Below are 22,277 nucleotides of genomic sequence, written 5' to 3' on the forward strand. Positions count from 1 at the left end.
GATGCGGCGGCGTCTGAACAAGCCAAGGGGTGAGCGGTGTCAGGCGGGAGCGTACGCGAGTCTGACGTAGATCGGCGCATACGGCTCGGCCTGCGTGATCTCGATCAAGGCTTCGCGCGACAGCTCCAGCATCGCGATGAAGTTCACCACGACCACCGGCACGCCGCGCGAGGTGTCGAAGAGTTCGGTGAACTCCATGAAGCGCGCGGTTTGCAGGCGTCGCAGGATCACGCTCATGTGCTCGCGCACGGACAGCTCCTCGCGCGAGATCTTGTGATGCTGGACGAGCTTCGCGCGCTTGATGACGTCGGCCCACGCGGCGCGCAGGTCGTTCATGTCGACGTCCGGGAAGCGCTGCTCCGCCGCCTGTTCGATATGAATGTCGGCGCGCAGGAAGTCGCGCCCGAGCTGCGGCAACTGGTCGATCCGCTGCGCCGCGAGTTTCATCTGCTCGTATTCGAGCAGGCGCCGCACGAGTTCGGCGCGCGGATCCTCGGCTTCCTCGCCGGTGTCGGCCTTCTTGACCGGCAGCAGCATGCGCGACTTGATCTCGATCAGCATCGCGGCCATCAGCAGATACTCAGACGCGAGCTCCAGATTCGATTCGCGGATCTGCTCGACATAGCCGAGGTATTGCGCCGTGACATCCGTCATCGGGATGTCGAGCACGTTGAAATTCTGCTTGCGGATCAGGTAGAGCAGCAGGTCCAGCGGGCCTTCGAAGGCTTCGAGGAAAATTTCGAGCGCATCGGGCGGGATGTAGAGATCCGTGGGCAGCTTCCACAGCGGTTCGCCGTACAGATGCGCGATCGCGACGCCGTCGATGGTGTCGGGCGTCGAGTCGGTCGCGGGGGCGGCGAGCGCCACTGCCCGGTCTTCCCGTGCGCCTTCACGCCGCGCTCCGGGCGCCGAAGGCGGCTCGTGGCCGGCTGCGCTCACGTTCAGAAGTTCTGGTAGTAGACGTAGGGCGTCTGCTGCACGCGCGCTTGCTGCTGCTCGCCGCGCTCGTCGAGGTCGATAGGCTGCTTGTCCCACAGCAGCGCGCGGCCGCGGCGTTGCTCGGCTTCCAGCGTGGGCTTCTGCTCTTTCAGCTGATTGATGAACTGGGTGATGTCCGACTGGTACATGATCCGGCTTCCGTTGTCCGTTGAGTCGATGCGCGGTGCTGTGGGGCTGGTTCGAAGCGGCTTTGAGGTCCGCTCCTGCCCGCGCGCCGCAATTTTACCGCAAGCCCGGGCCGCCGACGCCGCTCGCTGCAACATGCACGTCCGTGCGCGATTCGCGGAACCCCGCGCGCCGTGTGCCGTCCAACCGGCGCGCTTGCAGGACCGCATGCGCTCGTCCGTACCGTTTCGCGGACTGCAATGCGCCGCCGGCCTGCGCCAGTGTGGTGAAATAGCGCCTGCGCCGCCTGAACCTGCCGCCGCGCCGCGCGAGCCTGGCGACGCGGCGGCTGCACGCTCGGTTGCCATCCTTTCAAATCCAGTCATCCCGATGCCGGAGGTCACGTTTGGCGGGGCGTTCGTTTGATCCGCTGCGCGCGCTGCGCGTCAAGCCGCTGTGTCCGAGGCGCTTTCCCTCCGTGCTCGCCGCGTTCCTCGCGTGCGGCGTGCTGGGCGTGTTTGGCGTGTTTGGTTTTGCGACACCGGCCTTCGCGAAATACGACGTCGATATCGACGCGCCGCGTAGCATCAAGAAGCTGCTCAAGGACAATCTCGACCTGTCCCGCTTCGCCAAACGCGACGACGTCAGCGACGACCAGATCCAGTTCCTCATCACGGCGGCGCCGAAGGACGTGCGCGATCTCGTCGCGACGGAAGGCTATTTCTCGCCGGTCGTGCGCACCGACGTCGCGAGCGAGGACGGCAAGCGCACCGTCAAGATCAGCGTCGATCCCGGGCCGCGCACGCGGGTGGCTTCGGTGCAGCTCAACTTCACCGGCGCGGTGACTACCGAGGACCGCGCGCAGGAGAACGCGGCGCGCTTTGCGTTTTCGGTCAACGAAGGCGATCCGTTCACGCAGGACGGCTGGAACGACGCGAAGAACGCCGCGCTGCGCGCGCTGCAATCGAAACGCTATCTCGGCGCGAAGATCGTGCGGTCGCAGGCGCGCATCAATCCGCGCGCGCATCTCGCCGATCTCTCCGTCACCTTCGACAGCGGCCCGACTTTCACGCTCGGCAAGCTCGACGTCAGCGGCACGCGGCGTTATCCGGCGTGGATCGTCGATCACGTGAATCCGATCCAGCCCGGCGAAGTCTACGACGTCGCGCGCATCAACGAACTTCAGCGCCAGGTGCAGAACACGCCGTATTACGCGAGCGTGGCCATCGACGTGGACAATGACGTGAGCAAGCCGCAGGACACGCCGCTGCACCTGAAGGTGTCCGAGTATCCGTACAACAGCATTCGCTATGGCGTCGGCTACGCGACCGACACCGGCTTCCACATCCAGGGCGCCTACAGCTACCTGAACACCTTCAACGCCGCGTATCCGTTCACCATCTCCGGACGCCTGGACCAGACGCAGCAGTACGGACGCGTGCAGCTCGCGATGCCGCCCGACGGACATGGCTGGGTCAACGCCGTGTTCGGTTCTTACACCATCACCGATGTCTCCAGCACCAACATCTACAGCGGCCGGGTCGGCGTGCAGCGCTCGCGCTCGCGACAGAACATCGACACGACTTTCTCGCTCACCTTCTACGACGACCGCCTGACGCAGAACGAGCCCAATCCGTCGACGGCGCGTGCGCTTGTGCCGGCGTGGAGCTGGGTGCGGCGCAACGTCGACGATCCGCTGTTTCCCCGCCGCGGCAACATCATTCGCGCGGAAGCGGGCTTCGCGGTGAAGGGCGCGATGACCGACCAGACCTTCGCGCGGCTCTATACCAACGCGCTCCAGTTCGTGCCGCTGGGCAAGAACGACCTGCTGGTGTTCCGCGCGGAGTTCGGCGGGGTCTTCACGAGCGGGCCGTCGAGCGGCGTGCCGGCGTCGCTGCTGTTCCGGGCGGGCGGCGCGAACTCGGTGCGCGGCTATAGCTATCTGAGTATCGGCAACAACGTGGCCGGTTCGATCCTGCCCACCAAGTACATGGTCACGGGCAGCAGTGAATATCAGCACTGGTTCACGCATGACTGGGGCGGCGCGATGTTTTTCGATATTGGCGCGGCCACCGATACCTGGAGCGAGCGCGTGTTCGAGCCGGGCGTGGGCGTCGGCGTGCGCTGGCGCAGTCCGGTCGGGCCGGTCAATGTCGATCTGGCGTATGGCTTGAAGAACAAGAGCATCAAGCCGTACCTGACGCTCGGCATCGCCTTCTGACGCGCACAAGAACCTTGATACGGAACAGTGAACCCGCATGACCGAGCCGACCCAGCACAGCGACGCTGAAGCCCCGCCGCCCGGCAATGACGCCGGCGCGGGCGCTTCAACTCCGCCGCCGCCGCCGTCTCCCCCGCCGCGCCGCAGCGCCGCGCGCCGGCTCGCGCGCTGGCTCGGCGTGCTGGTGCTGGTCGTGCTGCTGATCGTCGGACTGGCGGTCGGCACGGTCTTGTATGTGCTGAACACCGAGCGCGGCACGCGCTATGCCTGGAACGCGGCCACGTCGCTGCTCAAGGGGCAACTGACCGGCACGCTCGACGGCGGCGCGATCGCCACCGGCCTGCGCCTGCGCGACGTCCACTGGAAAGACGGCAAGGGAACGGACATCGCGGTGGACAGCGTCTCGGGCCGCTGGGCGCTCACGCGCGAGCCGTTGCGTTTCACGATCGACTATCTGCACGTGGGGACGGTCGATGCGCGCATTGCGCCGTCCAACGAGCCCAGCAAGAAGACCGAGTTGCCGAAGGACCTGCGCAGCCCGATCCAGCTCGTCATCAACGATGTGTCGCTGGACAAGCTGCGCCTGCACCAGGGCGCGACGACCACCGAGTTCTCGCGCTTGCTCATCAGCGGCCGCACCGACGGCCAGCATCACCAGGCGACGGTGCAGCGGCTCGATACGCCGTTTGGCGCGGTGACGGCGTCGCTCAAGCTCGACGGCGGCGCGCGGCCCTTCCCGCTGTCGGGCGACGCCGGCTATTCCGGCAAGCTCGCCAACGAGGCGGTGACCGTCAGCGCGCGGCTGTCGGGCTCGCTCGAAGACCTGATCGCCGACGTCGATGCCAGCGGCATGAAGCTGAACGGCCGCGCGCATGTCGAAGCGCTGCCGTTCGCCGACGTGCCGCTCAAGTCAGCGCTCATCACTTTCGATCACGTGAATCCGCAGGCCTTCAGCCCGGCGGCGCCGGAGGCGGACCTGGCCGTGCGCGCGGAAGTGAAACCGGTGGAAGGCGCGGATGCGAAGGGCTTCGTCGTGAGCGGCCCGGTGTCGATCGTCAACGCGAAGCCGGGTTCCATCGACAAGAAGCTGCTGCCGCTCATCGACGCCCACGCCGACGTGCGGCTCGACGCCTCCGCGCAGACCATCACGAACCTCGATGTGCGGCTGTTGAAGAACGCGACCGTGACCGGCGGCGGGTCGCTGGCGGGCGGCAAGGGCAAGTTCGACCTGAAGGTGGCCAAGCTCGATCTCAACGCGATCGAGCCGACGTTGCGTCCCACCGATTTCGCCGGGCCCATCGGCATCGTGCTGGACGGCGACAAGCAAAGCATCAGCGCCGACCTCAACGATCCGAAAGCGACGATCCGCGCGCAGGCCAAGGTCAGGCTCGATCCGCAGCAGACCACGCTCGACGAAGTAAAGCTGACGGTGGGCCGTGGCCGCGTCGAGGCGAACGGCGTGCTGAAGAAGGACGCGAAGTCCAGCTATGACCTCAAGGCGAAGTTCGTCGATTTCAATCCGCTGCTGCTGCAACAGCAACTGATCGCGCAGAAGCCCGCGCCGGTGAAGAAAGGCGCGGCGAAGAAGCCCGCGGCGGCCGTGCGTCCGGTCGAGGCGCGCGTGAACGGCACGCTCGTCGCCGCCGGCACGCTCGCGCCGGCGCTCACGGCAAAAGCGACGTTCAAGCTCAACGACAGCATGTACGACAACCTGCCGCTGACCGGCGAGGGCACCGTGCAGGTCGCGGGCACGCGTCTGTTGCCGAGCAAGGCGTCGCTGTCGGTGGCGGGCAACGATGTCGATCTGAACGGCAGCTTCGGCGCACCCGGCGACCGGCTGCGCTTCCGTGTCGATGCGCCCGCGCTCGAACGGCTCGGCTTCGGCATCGCCGGCACGGTCAAGGCGGACGGCGACCTGACCGGCTCGATTGCGCATCCGAACGTCGCGGCCAACTATCAGGCCGATGGCCTCGTGTTCGGCGCCAACCGGCTGGGCCACGCTGAAGGCCGCGCCGATATCCGCGACGGCGCGAACGGCGCGCTCGTCTTCACGCTGAAGGCGCGCGACGCGAGCACGGACGGCATCGAAGTCGCGAATCTCGACGCCAGCCTGAACGGCACGCGCGCGCATCACACGCTCGACGTGACCGCGACCGGCAAGGTGCGCGGCCAGCCGGTCAATCTGGCGCTCGGCGCGAACGGCAAGTTCACCGACGCACCGGATGGCCCGCACTGGGATGGCACGATCACGAAGCTGTCGAACAAGGGCACGCCCTCGGTCAATCTCGAAGCGCCGCTGACCGTGAGCTACGGGCCGCAGCGGCTCGTGCTCGGCGCAACGCGGCTGGTTGCCGAAGGCGCGGTGCTGAGCCTCAAGTCCTTCGCGATGGAGCATGGCCGCATCCAGTCGGCGGGCACGCTGACGAATCTCTCGGTGCCGCATTTGCTCGACGTGCGTCAGGAACTGACGGGCGCGGAGCCGCCGATCCGCACCGACCTCGTCTTCGACGGCGACTGGGACTTCTCGCTCGGCACGACGGCGACGGGCCACGTGCAGATCAAGCGCCGCGCCGGCGACGTGACCATCGACGGCACGCGCGGCGTGGCCGCGCTCGGCATCTCGGACATCACGGCGCGCGCGGACTTCTCCGGCGGCAACCGGCTCAACGCGTCGCTGCATGCGCAGGCGAGCCGGATCGGCGTGATCGACGCGAACGTGCACACGCCGCTCGTGAACCGCGATGGCATGCTCACCGTCGATGACAACGCGCCGCTCACCGGCGCCGTCGACGCCAATATTCCCGAACTGCGCACGACCGGCGGCCTGCTCGGCGCGAACTATCTGCTCGGCGGCAGGATGGCGCTGAAGCTGGTGATCGCGGGCATCGTGGCGAAGCCGACGCTGTCGGGCTCGCTGACGGGCGACAACCTCTCCGCGACGGTCGTCGATCAGGGCGTGCAGCTGAAGGACGGCATCATCCGGATTGCGCTGGCGGAGAATCTGGTGGACTTCCAGCGCGTCGAGTTTCATGGCGCGAGCGGCACGCTGCGCGCGACCGGCAAGGTGCGGCTCGACCAGCAGCAGCCCGATCTGACGGCGAGCATCATCGCGGACAAGCTGGAGCTGTTCGCGTCGCCGGACCGCGAACTCACGCTGTCGGGCGAGGCGAAGATCGCCAACGCGGGGCTGGAGGGCGGCATGGCGATCGACGGCAAATTCACGGTGGATCACGCGCTCATCGATTTGCCGGAGTCGTCCGCGCCGAAGCTCGGCGACGACGTGGTGATCGAACGCCCCGACGGCACCATCAAGGGCGACAACCAGCAGCTCACCGCCGCGACCGGCAAGCCGGTGGGGCCGTTCACGCCGCGCGCGAACATCGAGATCAACCTCGGGCAGCGTTTCCGCTTCAAGGGCGCGGGCGCGGATCTCGGGCTGGCCGGTTCGATCACGGCGACGAGCGCGCCGAACATGCCCCTGCGCGCGGTCGGCAACGTGCGCGTGACGACGCCCGGTTCGTCGTACACCGCGTTCGGGCGCAAGCTGAACATCGAGAACGGGTTTTTCACCTTCAACGGGCCGGTGGCGAATCCGGGCATCAACATCCTGGCGATGCGGCGCAATCAGGAAGTCGAGGCGGGCGTGCAGGTGACCGGCACCGTACAGGCGCCGGTCGCACGATTGATTTCCGAGCCGAGCGTGCCCGATAACGAGAAGCTGTCGTGGCTGCTGTTCGGGCATGGCACGGATCAGGGCAACAACGTCGGCCAGCAGAGCGCAATGACGAGCGCGCTCGCGCTGCTCGGCAGCAAGGGCGGCGCGAAGATCGCGCAGACGGTCGGGCTGGACGAATTCACGGTGGGGTCGAGCGAAGTGGGCCTGACCGATCCGCAAGTCGTGCTGCTCTCGAAGGCGATCAACGAGCGCCTCGTGATCGGCTACGAACAAGGGTTGCAGTCAGCGGCCAACGCGGTCAAGGCGACGCTCAACCTGTCGCGCTTCTGGGCCGTGACGGTGTACGGCGGCACGTATCAGGGCGTCGATCTGTCCTATACGCGCAGGTTCAGTTCGTGGGCGCGGCTGTGGTCGGGGGCGTCGTCGCGGGCGACTGCGTCTGCCGCAGATTCGGCCGCGGCGGCTTCCGGGGCGTCGTCGGCCGACGCTTCGCCGCCGGGCGACGCGGACTGATTCGCTTCAGGCACGAGCGCACGGGTAAAACAAGAAGGGCACGCGAATCGAGCGCGTGGACAAAAAAAGGGCACGCGAATCGCGTGCCCTTCGGCTTTTAAGCGGTGCCCTACGGCGCGCTTACTTCACGCGCATGCCGGGCTTCGCGCCGCTGTGCGGCTCCAGGATGTAGAGGCCCGGCTCCGCCTTCTCGTTCGCCGCCGATGCCGCCAGCACCATCCCTTCGGACAGACCGAACTTCATCTTGCGCGGGGCAAGATTGGCGACCATGACCGTGAGCTTGCCGATCAGATCCTGCGGCTGATACGCCGACTTGATGCCGGAAAACACGTTGCGCGTCTTCTCCTCGCCGACGTCCAGCGTGAGTTGCAGCAGCTTGTCGGAGCCTTCCACCGCCTTGCAGTCGACGATCTTCGCGATGCGCAGGTCGATCTTCGCGAAGTCGTCGATGGAGATCACGCCGCTTTCATCCGTCTGGTCCTGCTTCGGCTTGGCGTCCTTCTTGGCAGTCGATGCCGGCGCCGCCGCTGCCGTGGCCGCTTCCGCGCCCGGCTGCAGCGATTCGCGGTTGGCCGCGAGCAGGGCCTCGATCTGCTTCGGATCGACGCGCGTGGTCAGATGCTTGTACGCGTTGATCGGACTCGCCGACGACAGCGGCCGCGCCGCGTCCGTCCACACCAGCGGCGCGATGCCGAGGAACGCTTCCACCGCCTCGATGAGCTTCGGCAACACCGGCTTCAGCGCCAGCGACAGCAGGCGGAACGCTTCGAGACTCACGCTGCAGGTTTCATGCAGCGCGACGCTGTTCGCGGGGTCCTTCGCCTGATCCCACGGCTTCGCGGTATCGACATAGGCGTTGACGGTGTCCGCCAGTTCCATGGTCGTGCGCAGCGCGCGTCCGTACTCGCGGGCTTCGTAGAACCCGGCGATCTGCGGAATCGCCGCGCGCAACTGCCCGAGCAGCGGATGGTTCATCGCGCTGTCCTGCACGCGGCCTTCGAAGCGCTTGATCAGGAAACCGGCCGCCCGGCTCGCGATGTTCACGTACTTGCCGACCAGATCGCTGTTCACGCGCGCCTGGAAATCCTCCAGGTTCAGGTCGATGTCTTCCATCGTGCTGTTCAGCTTCGCCGCGAAGTAGTAGCGCAGCCACTCGGGATTGATGCCCGTGTCGATCACGCTCTGCGCGGTGATGAAGGTGCCGCGCGACTTCGACATCTTCGCGCCGTCGACGGTCAGGAAGCCGTGCGCGAACACGTTCGTGGGCGTGCGATGGCCGGAGAATTCGAGCATGGCCGGCCAGAACAGCGTGTGGAAATACAGGATGTCCTTGCCGATGAAGTGATATTGCTCGGTCGTGGAGCCGGGCTTGATCCAGTCGTCGAACGCGAGGCCGATGCGGTCCGCGAGATTCTTGAAGCTCGCGTAATAGCCGACCGGCGCGTCCACCCACACATAGAAGTACTTGCCCGGCGCGCCCGGAATCTCGAAGCCGAAGTAGGGCGAGTCGCGCGAGATATCCCAGTCGGCGAGCTTGGCCTCGCCCTTGTCGCCGAGCCATTCGCGCATCTTGTTGGTCGCTTCCGGCTGCGCGAGCCCGCTGACCCAGCCGCGCAGGAACGATTCGCAGCGCGGGTCGGACAGGCGGAAGAAATAATGCGTCGAGGTCTTGCGGATCGGCGTGGCGCCCGAGACCACTGAATACGGATTGATGAGTTCGGTGGGCTGGTAGGTCGAACCGCAGACTTCGCAATTGTCGCCGTACTGGTCCTTGGCGCCGCACTTCGGGCATTGGCCCTTGATGAAGCGGTCCGGCAGGAACATTTCCTTGACCGGGTCGTAGGCCTGCTCGATGTCGCGTGCCTCGATCAGGCCAGCCTGTTGCAGCGCGGCGTAGATCGAATTGCAGAGCGCGCGGTTTTCCTCGGCGTCGGTGGAGTAGTAGTTGTCGAAGGAGATGCCGAAGCTGTCGAAGTCGCGCTTGTGTTCCTTCCACACGCGCTCGATCAGCTGTTTCGGCGTGATGCCTTCCTTCTCGGCGCGCAGCATGATGGGCGTGCCGTGAGTGTCGTCGGCGCCGACGTAATAGACCTCGTGGCCATGCATGCGCAGCGTGCGAACCCAGATGTCCGTCTGAATGTACTCGACCATATGGCCGATGTGGATCTGACCGTTCGCGTAGGGCAGCGCGGACGTGACGAGGACCTGGCGGCGGCCGCTGGCAGAAGTTGAAGCGGCGGGCGCGGCGGCGGTGGCGGGAATCGGTGCTGACATGGAGGCGCGGCCTGGAGGAAGTGCAAGGATTATCAAATCGGCGAAAGATCGATTCTAGCAGGGGATGAGGGGCAGACGCCTCATGCCTCGCAAGCCTTGAATCGATGCCTTATGGCATCGACAAAATACATCAAAAAAGTTGCGTTTTTCGCTTAGCAGAGGATAACATTCGTGTTGTATTTTTACGCCTCCATCACTCGCGGAGGGCGTATGAAATACAGTGAGTTCCGTAGGTGGCTGCGCCGGCAAGGCGTGGTGTTCACTCCCGCAAAGGGAAGCCACTTCCGGGTAGCACTCAAAGGCAAGGAAACCATCTTCCCCGACCATGGAAGTAAGGAAATCGGGACGAACGTGGTCAGTCGAATAAAGAAGCAACTTGGATTGAAATAAGCGAGGGCGCGAATGTACTTTGGAGAATCCACCGTCATGCTGTCGTATCCAGTGGACCTGGAACTTGATTCGAACAACACCTACATGGTCACGTTCCCCGACATTCCGGAAGCGCTGTCCGTCGGTGATGATCAGGACGAGGCGCTCATCAACGCAGTCGATGCGCTGGAGAGCGCAATTGAAATCTACTTCGACGAGAAACGCGAAGTGCCCATGCCGTCGAAAGCCAGAAAGGGCCAGCCGGTTGTGTCCCTGCCGGCGCTCGTCGTCTCGAAAGTGCTGCTGCAGAACGAGATGATCCACCAGGGCGTCCGCAAGGCCGAACTCGCGCGTCGGCTCAACGTCCACATGCCGCAAGTGGACCGCCTGCTGAACCCGCGTCATTCGTCGAAGCTGGAGACCATCGAAGCGGCGTTTCTGTCGCTCGGCAAGCGTCTCAAAATCTCGGTGGCGTGAATCGGTCCGGCACGTTCACAAACCGTACGCCCAAAAAAAACCGGGGTCCAATTGGGCCCCGGAGCAACAACGACAAGAGGAGAATGGCAGGTGATGGCGTGGCCATCCACCTACCGTAAAGACAGACACGCGCCGCGCGCCCAAGTTTCAAATTTTTTTCAGGCGCTTGCGTCTTCGTGCCGGACCGCTCCCCGCCACACGTTTCGCGCGACGAATTCTCCTTTCAAATCAATCGCTTTACTGTACCTGTCCCGGCTGTGCCGTCGCGCGCAGATAAATCTCCACGCGGCGATTCTGGGCGCGGCCGGCTTCCGTCGCGTTGTCGGCGATCGGCTGGTTCTGGCCCATGCCCTGCGAAGCCAGGCGTTGCGCCGCCACGCCGTGCGTCGCGATGTACGAAGCGACGCTCTGCGCGCGATTCTGCGACAGCGTCTGGTTGTAGGCCGGCTGGCCGGTATTGTCCGTATGGCCGATGACGTTCGCGACGAGCTCCGGATGCTGCTGGAGCGTCTGCGTGACCGAGTTCAGCACCGGGTCGAACGAAGGCTTGATGGCGTAGCTGTTCGTATCGAACGAGATCGAGTTCGGAATGTTCACCTTCAGCGATCCGTCCTGCTGCTCGGTCACCTGCGTGCCCGTGCCCTTCGAGTCGCCGGAAATCTTGTTGCGGATGGCCTGCCAGTTGTAGCCGACGATGCCGCCCGCCGCCGCGCCGGCGCCCGCGCCGATCGCCGCGCCCTTGCCGCCGCCGAAGATCGCGCCGATCGCCGCGCCGGTCGCGGCGCCCGCGCCAGTGCCGACCGCCGTGTTGGTGCCCTGCTGCGTCTGGCAGCCGGCAAGAATGGAGCCCGCGATGGCGAGCACGGACAGGCGCGTCAAGAACTTCGTATTCATCTCTGATCTCCTTTGAATCGACAAGCATTCGGCGACAGCGCGCCGACAGTGCGGGAGGGTCTTCGGACGGGCCTCCGGACGAGCCTCTACAATAACGAGAAACTGGTCTGAGCGCCCTGTGCGATGCGTCCCCGGAAACAATTGCAGCGGGATAGTGCAGCGCACGCGAGCCGCGCGCAACGGCCCATAACAAATACTTTCAATTTCGTCAGATTGTTGCAATGCCCGAAAGCGGTGAGCAACAAGCGTTCCATGGAGCCCCAATGAGCATTGATCGCGTGAAGATCGACACCGCACTCGCCACACTGACCGATCTAAACACCCACCGCAAGTTCGTCGATACGAAGAGTTTTCGCAGCGTGTCCGTCGAAGGCTCGACGGTCGCGGTGAGCGTGGTGCTCGGCTATCCGGCGAAGTCGCAGTTCGAGACCATCCGCGAACAGGTGGCGGACGCGCTGCGGCAGATTGCCGGCGTGTCCGACGTAAAAGTGGACGTTTCGTCGCAGGTGGTGGCGCATACCGTGCAGCGCGGCGTCAAGCTGCTGCCTGGCGTCAAGAACATCATTGCGGTGGCATCGGGCAAGGGCGGCGTCGGCAAGAGCACGACGGCCGCGAACCTCGCGCTGGCGCTGGCGGCCGAAGGCGCATCGGTGGGCATGCTGGACGCCGACATCTACGGCCCCTCGCTGCCCATGATGCTCGGCATCACGGGCCGTCCGGAGTCGCCGGATAACCAGACGATGAACCCGTTGATCGGCCACGGCATCCAGGCGAATTCCATCGGCTTTCTGATCGAGCAGGACAACCCGATGGTCTGGCGCGGCCCGATGGTCACCTCGGCGCTCGAACAACTGCTGCGGCAGACCAACTGGCAGGACCTGGATTATCTGGTCATCGACATGCCGCCCGGAACCGGCGACATCCAGCTCACGCTGGCGCAGAAGGTGCCGGTGACGGGCGCGGTGATTGTCACGACGCCACAGGACATCGCGCTGCTGGACGCCAAGAAGGGCTTGAAGATGTTCGAGAAAGTCGGCATTCCGATTCTGGGCATCGTCGAGAATATGAGCACGCATATCTGCTCGAACTGCGGCCACGAAGAGCACATCTTCGGCGCGGGCGGCGGCGAGCGCATGGCGAAGGAATACGGCGTCGAGATCCTGGGCCAGCTGCCGCTCGACATCGCCATCCGCGAACGCACCGACGCCGGCCAGCCGACCGTCGTGTCGCAGCCCGAGAGCCGCATCGCTGAAACCTATCGCGCGATTGCCCGGCGCGTCGCGATTGCGGTGGCCGACCGCCAGCGCGACATGAGCTCGAAGTTCCCGAGCATCGTGGTGCAGAACACCTGAACGGATCACTGCGCGGAGCACCGCGAGCCTTGTGCGGTGCGGCTCGCGGTATCATGTCGCCTTCGATGCGCGGCCGCGTGGATGCACAGGGCGTCAGCGGGCCGCCGAGAGGATCGCATGAGAATCAGATTCGACGGGAAGGCGCTCCACGCCTTGATCGCGACGGCCGTGTGCAGCGTCCTGCTGAGCGGCTGCGGCCTCATCTTCCAGAACCACGAAAAACGCGCGGACGCGGTGCTCCAGCCGACGCCCGGCAATGCCGCGCGCGGCACCATCACGTTGATCGAGCGCGCCGACGGCGTGCAAGTCTCCTACAGCCTCACCGACATGCCGCCCGACAGCGACCACGCGCTGACCGTGCATGAGCGCGGCGACTGCATCGCCGTCAACGACCAGGACACGAGCCCGGTGTTCGCGCTGCCCTCGGAGCGCAGGCGCACGTCGAGCCGCCTCGAGGGCGAGCTCGGCAACATCCACGCGGACGCGAACGGCGCGGCGACCGGTTTCATCGTGGCGACGGACGTCTCGCTCGACGGCGTGCGCTCGGTCATTTCCCGCGCCATCATGCTGCACCGCGAGGCCATGGACCCGTATGCGAGCGCGCCGCACAACGTGGGACCGGCGCTCGCCTGCGGCGTGATTCGCCGCTAGGGGCGTGCCTCGCGCCACGCCCGGCGCGGCATGTCGGGCGCCGCGGCCCGATCGCGTAAAATACGCGCTTTCGTCTGGCGGGTGCGGCAAGCAATGCCGCCGCGAGCCAGGCTTCGTTTGACAGCAGGCGGCGGTCGCGAGACCGGAGCCGTTCACCGTTGAGTAGCGTCCCCTATGAGCATCAAGTCCGACAAGTGGATTCGCCGCATGGCCGAGCAGCACAAGATGATCGAGCCGTTCGTGCCCGATCAGGTGCGGGTCACCGAGGACGGCCGCAAGATCGTGAGCTACGGCACGTCGAGCTACGGTTATGACATCCGCGTCGCCGACGAATTCAAGATCTTCACCAACATCAATTCGACCATCGTCGACCCGAAGGCCTTCGACGAAAAATCGTTCGTGGACTTCAAGGGCGACGTCTGCATCATCCCGCCGAATTCGTTCGCGCTGGCCCGCACGGTGGAGTATTTCCGCATTCCGCGCTCGTGCCTGACCGTGTGCCTCGGCAAGTCGACCTACGCGCGCTGCGGCATCATCGTGAACGTGACGCCGTTCGAGCCGGAATGGGAAGGCTATGTGACGCTCGAATTCTCGAATACGACACCTTTGCCTGCCAAAATCTACGCCAACGAAGGTGTCGCGCAGGTCCTATTCTTCGAGAGCGATGAAATGTGCGAGATCTCGTACGCGGATCGCGGCGGGAAATATCAAGGGCAGCACGGCGTGACGCTGCCGAAAACCTGATCATCGCCGCGCGTTTCGAGACGCACACGGCAGACGTTTGGTCGAAGACCGCTGGCTTCGGGATTGCTTCCTGGACAGCGGTCGTTCCATTTGGAGAATCGCCTCATGAAGTTTCGCTTTCCCGTCGTCATCATTGACGAAGACTTTCGCTCCGAGAACATCTCGGGTTCCGGCATCCGGGCGCTCGCCGAGGCGATCGAGAAGGAAGGCGCCGAAGTTCTCGGCCTGACGAGCTACGGCGACCTGGCCGCGTTCGCGCAGCAGTCGAGCCGCGCGTCGTGCTTCATCCTGTCCATCGACGACGACGAACTGCTGCCTTACGCCGACAACGTCGTCGTGGAAGGCGACACGCCCGAGCTGGCCTCGGCGATCGTCGCGCTGCGGGCGTTCATCGAGGCGGTGCGCCGCCGCAACGCCGACATCCCCATCTTCCTGTACGGCGAGACGCGCACCTCGCGCCATCTGCCGAACGACATCCTGCGCGAACTGCACGGCTTCATCCACATGTTCGAGGACACGCCGGAGTTCGTCGCGCGTCATGTGATCCGCGAGGCGAAGGTGTATCTCGACGCGCTGGCGCCGCCGTTCTTCAAGGAACTGGTGCAGTACGCGGACGAAGGCTCGTACTCGTGGCACTGTCCCGGGCACTCGGGCGGCGTCGCGTTCCTGAAGAATCCGCTGGGGCAGATGTTCCATCAGTTCTTCGGCGAGAACATGCTGCGCGCGGACGTCTGCAACGCGGTGGAGGAACTCGGCCAGCTGCTCGATCACACCGGCCCGGTCGCGGCGTCGGAGCGCAATGCGGCGCGCATCTTCGGCGCGGATCATCTGTTCTTCGTGACCAACGGCACGTCCACGTCGAACAAGATCGTCTGGCATGCGACGGTGGCGCCGGGCGACATCGTGCTGGTGGACCGCAACTGCCACAAGTCGATCCTGCACGCCATCACGATGACCGGCGCGATTCCGGTGTTCCTCACGCCGACGCGCAATCACTTCGGCATCATCGGGCCGATTCCGCGCGACGAGTTCAAGCCGGAAAACATCCGCAAGAAGATCGAGGCGAATCCGTTCGCGCGCGAGGCGCTGGCGAAGAACCCGAAGGTCAAGCCGCGCATCCTGACGATCACGCAGAGCACCTATGACGGCGTGATCTACAACGTCGAGATGATCAAGGACCTGCTCGGCGACATGCTGGACACCCTCCATTTCGACGAAGCCTGGCTGCCGCACGCCGAGTTCCACTCGTTCTACCAGGACATGCATGCCATCGGCGCGGGCCGTCCGCGCACGGGCGCGCTTGTGTTCGCGACACACTCCACGCACAAGCTGCTCGCCGGCATCTCGCAGGCGTCGCAGATCCTCGTGCAGGACAGCGAGAGCAGCACGTTCGACCGCCATCGCTTCAACGAGGCCTATCTGATGCACACGTCCACGTCGCCGCAATACGCGATCATCGCGTCCTGCGACGTGGCCGCCGCGATGATGGAGGCGCCCGGCGGCACGGCGCTGGTGGAGGAATCGATTGCGGAGGCGATCGACTTCCGCCGCGCGATGCGCAAGGTCGACGCCGAGTACGGCGACGACTGGTTCTTCACCGTCTGGGGCCCGGACGCGCTGACGGAAGAGGGCATCGGCGACCGCGAAGAGTGGATGCTGAAGCCGAATGACCGCTGGCATGGCTTCGGCGCGCTTGCCGAGAACTTCAACATGCTCGACCCCATCAAGGCGACGATCATCACGCCGGGGCTCGACGTGGACGGCGAGTTCGGCGACACCGGCATTCCGGCCGCGATCGTCACGAAGTATCTGGCCGAGCACGGCATCATCGTGGAGAAGACCGGGCTGTATTCGTTCTTCATCATGTTCACGATCGGCATCACCAAGGGCCGCTGGAACTCGATGGTCACCGAACTCCAGCAGTTCAAGGACGACTACGACAACAACCAGCCGCTGTGGCGCGTGCTGCCGGAGTTCGTCGCACAGCATCCGTCGTACGAGCGCATCGGCCTGCGTGATCTGTGCGAGCAGATTCACAGCGTGTACCGCGCGAACAACATCGCGCGCCTCACCACCGAGATGTACCTGTCGAGCATGGAGCCGGCGATGAAGCCGTCCGAAGCGTTCGCCAAGCTCGCGCACCGCGAGATCGACCGGGTGCCCATCGACGAACTCGAAGGGCGCGTGACGTCCATCCTGCTGACGCCGTATCCGCCGGGCATTCCGCTCTTGATCCCGGGCGAGCGCTTCAACCGCACCATCGTCGATTACCTGCGCTTCGCGCGCGAGTTCAACGAGCGCTTCCCCGGTTTCCACACGGACATTCACGGGCTGGTCGGCGAGATGATCAACGGCCGGGTCGAATATTTCGTCGACTGCGTGCGCGGCTGAGCCGTCGCGAGCGGTTTCATCGCGCGCGTTGAGCATCGGGCGCCCGCGCAGGATTCAACAGCCTGCGCGAGCGCTTTTTTCATGATTGTCGCAGCGCAATGTCTCCCTGTGCCGCGCCGTGTCAGCTGCCCAGCCCGGGTCCGGAATAGGAAGCGGGCATCTCGCTGACGGTGCGGCAGCCGGCCGCGCGCAGGTCCTTGACGACGTCACACCAGGCGTCGTTCACGGCTTCGATCATTGAGCCATGCGGTTTGATCAACAGCGAAGCGGCCACGTCGCGAACGAAAACATCGTGCATGACCTGCCGGTCACATGGCGTCGAGGTGACTGCGCGCATGTCGCCTCGATGCGCGGGTGTCGGGTGACCGTTGGCGAACAGCAGCAGCAGCGCAATTGCCAGCGCGGTCAGCCCGGGCAGCTGAACTGCTGGATTGTTCTGAACGGCGACGCGCGCGGACGACGACGGCGTACCGGACAGTTCCTTGCGCGCCATCTCGTGCGCCAACTCGTGCGTCCCGGCGTGTGCCTCCGCGGCCGGATCCATCGCGCAGAACCGGTAGCCGACGCCCGGCATGTGGACGATCCGCTGTGCCAGGCCCAGCGGCTCAAGCGAGCGCCGTAATCGGGACACGAGACGCGTGAGCCGCTGCACGTCGATGTTCTCCCCGTGGCCCCAGATGCGCATGATCAATTCCTGGCGGCGCAGCGTGACGCCCGGCTGCTCGACAAACGCTTCCAGCAGCGCGCGTTCGAAGCCGGTCAGGTGGCCCGTCGTGCCCGCGAAGGTGACGGTCCCGAGCCCGGCGTGAATGACCGGCAAGCCGCTCGAGACGGATGGTGCGGCTTGCGGTGCGGCGCTTGCGCCGGCTGCGCGCCGCCGCATGCGACATTTCTCCAGCAGCGCGCGCCATCCATGCCGCCCGTTCGCGGGCGCATCGTCCACGCCCTGCGCAGCGGGGAGGTCCTGCATCTGCAAGCCTTCCGCATCGAACCGATAGCCCATGCGCGGCAGGGTCACGATGCGCTCGCACAAGCCCAAGGGCTTCAGCGCCTTGCGCACGCGATACACCAACTGCGTGAGATAGAGATCGTCCATATAGGCGGCGCGCGGCCCCCAGATGGCATCCATCAGTTCCTCGCGTTCGCACACGCGTCCCTGCGCCGTCACCAGCAGCCGCAGGACTTCCTTTTCCTGGCCTGAGATGCGGGCGGCCACCTGACCGCTGCAGACGCGGTCGTGTTGCCAGTCGAATCGTGTGCTGCTCCGTGCGTTGTCCATCATGCCCTCGTGCGTTGAAGACGCGTACCCTAGCAACAGGGACGGGTTGAAGACCATGGAAGAAGTGGCACGAATGCGCGCACGGGCGGACCTAGCTGGAACATCCGCAAGACGATGGGCTGCACCCGGGTTGAAGACCCGCATGGATGTCGGCAGGCGTTGCCGCGGCGTCTTCAAGGCATCGAGCAAGGGGCGGTCGGACGCGGTTGCACTTCTCGAATGAAATCAAGCCTGTCGGCCAGGGCCCTTTTCATGTGGACGCGAGCAAGACCCGGCGGACATTGAGTATTCCACAGGTTTTCCATGTGCTGATCACCTTGCATTCCTGAACATGATCCTGTCTCCCGGGCCACGCCGCGCGCCAGGCAGACAAGCCTTTTCACACTGGATCAAGAGGAATGAAATGAGCAACGCGCGCAAGGTGACGAACCACGCGGTATCGAACGAGGTCGTGAGGGTCCGCAACGTCGAAGGCGGCCGGCTGAACAGCAAGCTGGTCTACAACGGCGACCCCGGCAACACCTGTGGCGCGAAGGGTGCGACCGAACCGAAGTACGGCATGGACGCCTACGACCCGAAAACGGAAACACAGGATTTCAGCTGTACGTCCGGCCGCGTGGCGCAGCGCGTATATAAAGCGCGCCGCCGGCCGGAACCCCACGTTGCACACTTCAGATCATGATCATTCTCTGTCCGGTCACGCCTGCCTGCAGGTCCGAATGCCTGATGGACATGGTGCGCTGCTGCGATCCGTTTGCATCCGGCATGCATGCCGATCTGGCGCAGACGCTGGGCGTGGTGTGCGGCGCGCTGATTCACCTGACGCGTTCGCGCGAGCATTCGTCATGGCGCGTGGTGATCTTCTTCGTTATCTCGCTGGTGGGCGGGTACTACCTGTCATGCCGCGCGCTGCTGGACTGGCCGCATGTCGAGCCCTGGTTCGCGGGCTTCGTGTGCAGCGCGATGCTCGTCTCGGTGGCCATGCTGTCGTTCGACTGGACCGAGCGCCGCATCGTGCCGACGCTCGACCGTCTGTACAAATGGCTCGTGCGGCGCATCTGCCGATGACGCGCTGCTCAGGCCGCGAGGTTCACAGCAAGCCTTCCGCCTTCATCGCCGCCTGGACGCCGTGCCGTGCGCCGACCCGCTCCTGATACGCGACGAGCGCCGGCCACTTGCCGAGATCGAGATCCACATGCTTCGCCCAGCCGAGCACGGTGAAGAGGTAGGCGTCGCCGATGCTGAATGTGTCGCCGAGCAGGAACTGCTTGTCGTCGATGTGCTGCGCGACATACGCGAGGCGGCGCTCGAGCGTGGCCATGGCGGCGGCTCGGGTATCGCTGGCCAGGCGCGGTGTGAAGAGCGGCGAGAAGTTCTTGTGCAGCTCGGTGCCGATGAACGTGAGCCAGCTTTGCAGCCGATAGCGCGCCATCGCGTCGGCGAGCGGGGCGAGGTTCTTTTCCGGCGCCTGATCGGCCACGTACTGCATGATTGCCGGACCTTCGGTCAGCAGTTCGCCGTTGTCGAGCAACAGCGCCGGAACATAGCCTTTCGGGTTGATCTGGTTGAAGTCGGCGCCGCTCGCGGTGGTCTTGGTCTTGAGATCGACGGCTTCGGTGGTGTAGGCCAGACCGGATTCTTCGAGCGCGATATGCGAGGCGAGCGAGCACGCGCCCGCCTTGTAGAACAGTTTCAAAACGTTTCCTCCAGGTTGAGTGCGCACGATTATCGACGATGTCATGCGCACCCTGCACGGACGGAAGGCGGGTCAGTCGAGAATGTAGTCGGGCGTGTTCGTCGCGCAACGCGGCGCGCGCGCGAAGCCGGAGTCGGCGGCCAGGTCGTGCAGGGCGGTTTCGATCCCTTCGCAGATGGTGTTCAGCGCGAGATCGTTCTCCTCGAGCCCGAACGGGTCCTCGATCTGCGCCGCGATCGCTTCGAGCGCCATGAACGCATAGGCGAGCAGCAACGCGAACAACGGCGTGAGCAGGCCGGCGCCATCGACGAGACCGAACGGCAGCAGCGCACAGAACAGATAGATGGTGCGGTGGATCATCACCGAGTACGAGAACGGCAGCGGTGTCGAGGCGAGCCGTTCGCAGCCGCCGATCACGTCCGACAACACGTTCAGGTTGTGCTGCAAGGCGAGCACCGCATAGCCGTCGAGGGCGCCTTCGCGCTGACGCTGTGCAACCCATTCGCCGAGCCAGAGCATGATGAGCGCCGGGCGAAAGGTCGCGGCCGCGAGACGCGCGTGCAGCTCGGGCGGCACGCGCGGGGCAAGATCGGCCAGGGCGTCGGTGCCGCGCAACTGGTGACGCAGCGCATGCGCCAAAGCGCCGAGCGCGGCGAGGAACTGGCGCGACTGCGCCGGCTCGCGCGGCGTTGTCAGCGACAGCGCCTGTTGCGCGAGCGCGCGCGAGGTGTTCAGCAGCGCGCCCCACAGCTTGCGGCCTTCCCACCAGCGTTCATAGGCCGCGCTGTTGCGAAAGCCGAGAAACACCGCGAGCGCAATGCCCACCAGCGCGAACGGCGGCGTGCCGAGTTCGACCGGATAGGCGCGCATGGTGTCGTGCATGATGATCGCCGTCACCGACAACACGAAGATCAGCCCGAGCCGCGGCAGAAGCTGCGGCAGCACGGAGCCGCGCCAGACGAACAACAGCCGGAACCAGTTGAGCTTGGGGCGGATGATCATGGCGGGGAGGGGGCGGGAGGTGGGGAGGGCGCGACACCCGATTATCGCGAATCAGCCGGGCATTGCGCAGGGACACTCGGTCGCGGCCGGGAACGAAAAAGGCCGTTCTCGCGAACGGCCTCGGAGGGTCTTCAGGGCGCTGTGAAACCTCGTGCGCTCAGAGCGCCGCGCGCGCGGCCCGCGCCGCCGCCCGCACCTGATCCGGCGCGGTGCCGCCTGCATGGGCGCGGCTTGCGACCGAACCTTCGAGCGTCAGATACTCGAACACGTCCTCGCCGATCAGATGCGCGACGTTCGGCAGTTCCTTACGCATCTCGTCCAGCGACAGATCCGCGATGTCGCATTCGCGGTCCACGCAAATGCGCACCGCATGCGCCACCGCTTCGTGCGCATCGCGGAACGGCAGGCCGCGCTTGACGAGATAGTCCGCGAGATCGGTGGCGGTGGAAAAGCCCTGCAAGGCGGCGGCGCGCATCGCCTGCGGCTTCACCGTGATGCCCGCGGCCATTTCCGCGAAGATGCGCAGCGTGTCGGCGACCGTATCGACGGTGTCGAACAGCGGCTCCTTGTCTTCCTGATTGTCCTTGTTGTAGGCGAGCGGCTGGCCTTTCATCAGCGTGAGCAGCGCCATCAGGTGGCCGTTCACGCGCCCGGTCTTGCCGCGCGCGAGTTCCGGCACGTCCGGGTTCTTCTTCTGCGGCATGATCGACGAACCGGTGCAGAAGCGGTCGGCCAGATCGATGAAGCCGACGCGCGGGCTCATCCACAGCACCAGTTCCTCGGAGAAGCGCGACACGTGCGTCATGATGAGCGCCGCGGCCGCCGTGAATTCGATCGCGAAGTCGCGGTCCGACACGGCGTCGAGCGAGTTCGCGCAGATGCCCTCGAAGCCGAGCGTCTTGGCGACCGCTTCGCGGTCGATCGGATAGCTCGTGCCGGCCAGCGCCGCCGCGCCCAGCGGCAGGCGGTTCACGCGCTTGCGGGCGTCGCGCATGCGTTCGGCGTCGCGCGAGAACATCTCGACATAGGCGAGCAGATGGTGGCCGAAGGTCACCGGCTGCGCGACCTGCAAATGCGTGAAGCCGGGCATGATGGTGTCGGCGTGTTGCTCGGCCATGTCGATCAGCGCGCCGCGCAGATCCTTCAGCAGCTCGCCGATGCGGTCGATCTCGCCGCGCAGCCACAGGCGGATGTCGGTGGCCACCTGGTCGTTGCGCGAGCGGCCGGTGTGCAGGCGCTTGCCGGCATCGCCGATCAGCGCGGTCAGACGCGCCTCGATGTTCAGATGCACGTCTTCCAGGTCCAGCTTCCACTCGAACTCGCCGCGCTCGATCTCGCCCTTGATCTGCGCCATGCCGCGCTCGATGGCCGCGAGGTCGTCGGCGCCGATGATCTTCTGCGCCGCGAGCATCGCTGCATGCGCGAGGGAGCCCTGGATGTCGACGGGGGCGAGGCGCTTGTCGAAGAACACTGACGACGTATAGCGTTTGACGAGCTCCGACATCGGCTCGGAGAAGCGCGCGGACCAGGCCTCGCCTTTTTTGTGGAGTTGGGAACTCATGGTGATGTGCTGTGCTGTGGCGGTCGGAGGAAGCGGCGCGTTGCGCAGCCGGAAACCTGGGATTTTAACAAAA

At 65.2% G+C, this 22,277-nt stretch carries 18 protein-coding genes; 10 read left to right on the plus strand and 8 right to left on the minus strand.

Annotation, left to right across the window (positions count from 1 at the left end; all coding sequences use genetic code 11):
• Positions 1–39 precede the first annotated feature (39 nt).
• Positions 40–867 (minus strand): ScpA family protein, encoded by an 828-nt coding sequence (locus QCE63_RS04600; RefSeq protein WP_309833682.1) that lies wholly within the window; start codon positions 865–867, stop codon positions 40–42.
• Positions 868–941: 74 nt separating this feature from the next.
• Positions 942–1,130, minus strand: coding sequence for a DUF3460 family protein (locus QCE63_RS04605; RefSeq protein ID WP_309833683.1), 189 nt, complete (start codon positions 1,128–1,130; stop codon positions 942–944).
• A 380-nt stretch (positions 1,131–1,510) separates the two neighbouring features.
• On the opposite strand from QCE63_RS04605, the gene QCE63_RS04610 reads away from it, so the two are divergent.
• Both QCE63_RS04610 and QCE63_RS04615 read left to right on the plus strand, forming a co-directional pair.
• Entirely contained in the window at positions 1,511–3,325 is a 1,815-nt protein-coding gene (locus QCE63_RS04610) for an autotransporter assembly complex family protein (RefSeq protein ID WP_309830976.1), read from the plus strand.
• A 37-nt stretch (positions 3,326–3,362) separates the two neighbouring features.
• Entirely contained in the window at positions 3,363–7,514 is a 4,152-nt protein-coding gene (locus QCE63_RS04615) for a translocation/assembly module TamB domain-containing protein (RefSeq protein WP_309830977.1), read from the plus strand.
• Between the two features lie 120 nt (positions 7,515–7,634).
• On the opposite strand, the gene metG is transcribed toward QCE63_RS04615, so the two are convergent.
• Positions 7,635–9,788, minus strand: a complete 2,154-nt coding sequence (gene metG, locus QCE63_RS04620; RefSeq protein WP_309830979.1) for a methionine--tRNA ligase — start codon at positions 9,786–9,788, stop codon at positions 7,635–7,637.
• A gap of 210 nt (positions 9,789–9,998) precedes the next feature.
• Between metG and QCE63_RS04625 the strand changes: the two genes are divergently transcribed.
• The gene (locus QCE63_RS04625; protein ID WP_309830982.1) at positions 9,999–10,178 is read left to right on the plus strand and encodes a type II toxin-antitoxin system HicA family toxin; all 180 of its coding nucleotides are present in this window, start codon (positions 9,999–10,001) and stop codon (positions 10,176–10,178) included.
• Positions 10,179–10,214: 36 nt separating this feature from the next.
• Positions 10,215–10,634, plus strand: coding sequence for a type II toxin-antitoxin system HicB family antitoxin (locus QCE63_RS04630; protein WP_309830984.1), 420 nt, complete (start codon positions 10,215–10,217; stop codon positions 10,632–10,634).
• A gap of 237 nt (positions 10,635–10,871) precedes the next feature.
• Here QCE63_RS04630 and QCE63_RS04635 read toward each other — a convergent pair whose 3' ends face one another.
• Positions 10,872–11,528, minus strand: coding sequence for an OmpA family protein (locus tag QCE63_RS04635; protein ID WP_309830986.1), 657 nt, complete (start codon positions 11,526–11,528; stop codon positions 10,872–10,874).
• Between the two features lie 263 nt (positions 11,529–11,791).
• Here QCE63_RS04635 and apbC point away from each other — a divergent pair, with 263 nt between their 5' ends.
• The 4 genes from apbC to QCE63_RS04655 all read left to right on the plus strand — a co-directional run bounded on the left by apbC (position 11,792) and on the right by QCE63_RS04655 (position 16,666).
• On the plus strand, positions 11,792–12,880 hold the full coding sequence (apbC, locus tag QCE63_RS04640; RefSeq protein WP_309830987.1) for an iron-sulfur cluster carrier protein ApbC: 1,089 nt from the start codon (positions 11,792–11,794) through the stop codon (positions 12,878–12,880).
• Between the two features lie 117 nt (positions 12,881–12,997).
• The gene (locus QCE63_RS04645) at positions 12,998–13,531 is read left to right on the plus strand and encodes a superoxide dismutase family protein (RefSeq protein WP_309830989.1); all 534 of its coding nucleotides are present in this window, start codon (positions 12,998–13,000) and stop codon (positions 13,529–13,531) included.
• 174 nt (positions 13,532–13,705) lie between these two features.
• Entirely contained in the window at positions 13,706–14,275 is a 570-nt protein-coding gene (gene dcd, locus QCE63_RS04650) for a dCTP deaminase (RefSeq protein WP_309830991.1), read from the plus strand.
• 105 nt (positions 14,276–14,380) lie between these two features.
• The gene (locus tag QCE63_RS04655; protein WP_309830993.1) at positions 14,381–16,666 is read left to right on the plus strand and encodes an arginine/lysine/ornithine decarboxylase; all 2,286 of its coding nucleotides are present in this window, start codon (positions 14,381–14,383) and stop codon (positions 16,664–16,666) included.
• A gap of 121 nt (positions 16,667–16,787) precedes the next feature.
• Here the strand turns inward: QCE63_RS04655 and QCE63_RS04660 are convergent, their stop codons facing one another.
• The gene (locus QCE63_RS04660; protein ID WP_309830995.1) at positions 16,788–18,134 is read right to left on the minus strand and encodes a helix-turn-helix domain-containing protein; all 1,347 of its coding nucleotides are present in this window, start codon (positions 18,132–18,134) and stop codon (positions 16,788–16,790) included.
• Positions 18,135–18,276: 142 nt separating this feature from the next.
• Between QCE63_RS04660 and QCE63_RS04665 the strand changes: the two genes are divergently transcribed.
• Together QCE63_RS04665 and QCE63_RS04670 are read left to right on the plus strand one after the other, a co-directional pair.
• Positions 18,277–18,627 carry a hypothetical protein gene (locus tag QCE63_RS04665; RefSeq protein ID WP_309830997.1) on the plus strand — a complete coding sequence of 117 codons (351 nt, stop codon included), beginning with the start codon at positions 18,277–18,279 and terminating at the stop codon, positions 18,625–18,627.
• Positions 18,624–19,013, plus strand: a complete 390-nt coding sequence (locus QCE63_RS04670; protein ID WP_309831000.1) for a putative holin — start codon at positions 18,624–18,626, stop codon at positions 19,011–19,013. Before QCE63_RS04665 ends, QCE63_RS04670 begins: the two co-directional genes overlap by 4 nt.
• 22 nt (positions 19,014–19,035) lie before the next feature.
• Here the strand turns inward: QCE63_RS04670 and gstA are convergent, their stop codons facing one another.
• From gstA to argH, 3 genes are all read right to left on the minus strand, one after another.
• Positions 19,036–19,641 carry a glutathione transferase GstA gene (gstA, locus tag QCE63_RS04675; RefSeq protein ID WP_309831002.1) on the minus strand — a complete coding sequence of 202 codons (606 nt, stop codon included), beginning with the start codon at positions 19,639–19,641 and terminating at the stop codon, positions 19,036–19,038.
• Positions 19,642–19,713: 72 nt separating this feature from the next.
• Positions 19,714–20,643 (minus strand): bestrophin family ion channel, encoded by a 930-nt coding sequence (locus QCE63_RS04680; RefSeq protein WP_309831004.1) that lies wholly within the window; start codon positions 20,641–20,643, stop codon positions 19,714–19,716.
• 157 nt (positions 20,644–20,800) lie between these two features.
• Positions 20,801–22,204 (minus strand): argininosuccinate lyase, encoded by a 1,404-nt coding sequence (gene argH / locus QCE63_RS04685; RefSeq protein WP_309831006.1) that lies wholly within the window; start codon positions 22,202–22,204, stop codon positions 20,801–20,803.
• Positions 22,205–22,277 lie beyond the last annotated feature (73 nt).

The organism is Caballeronia sp. LZ065, assembly GCF_031450975.1.
In the GTDB taxonomy this organism is placed as follows: domain Bacteria; phylum Pseudomonadota; class Gammaproteobacteria; order Burkholderiales; family Burkholderiaceae; genus Caballeronia.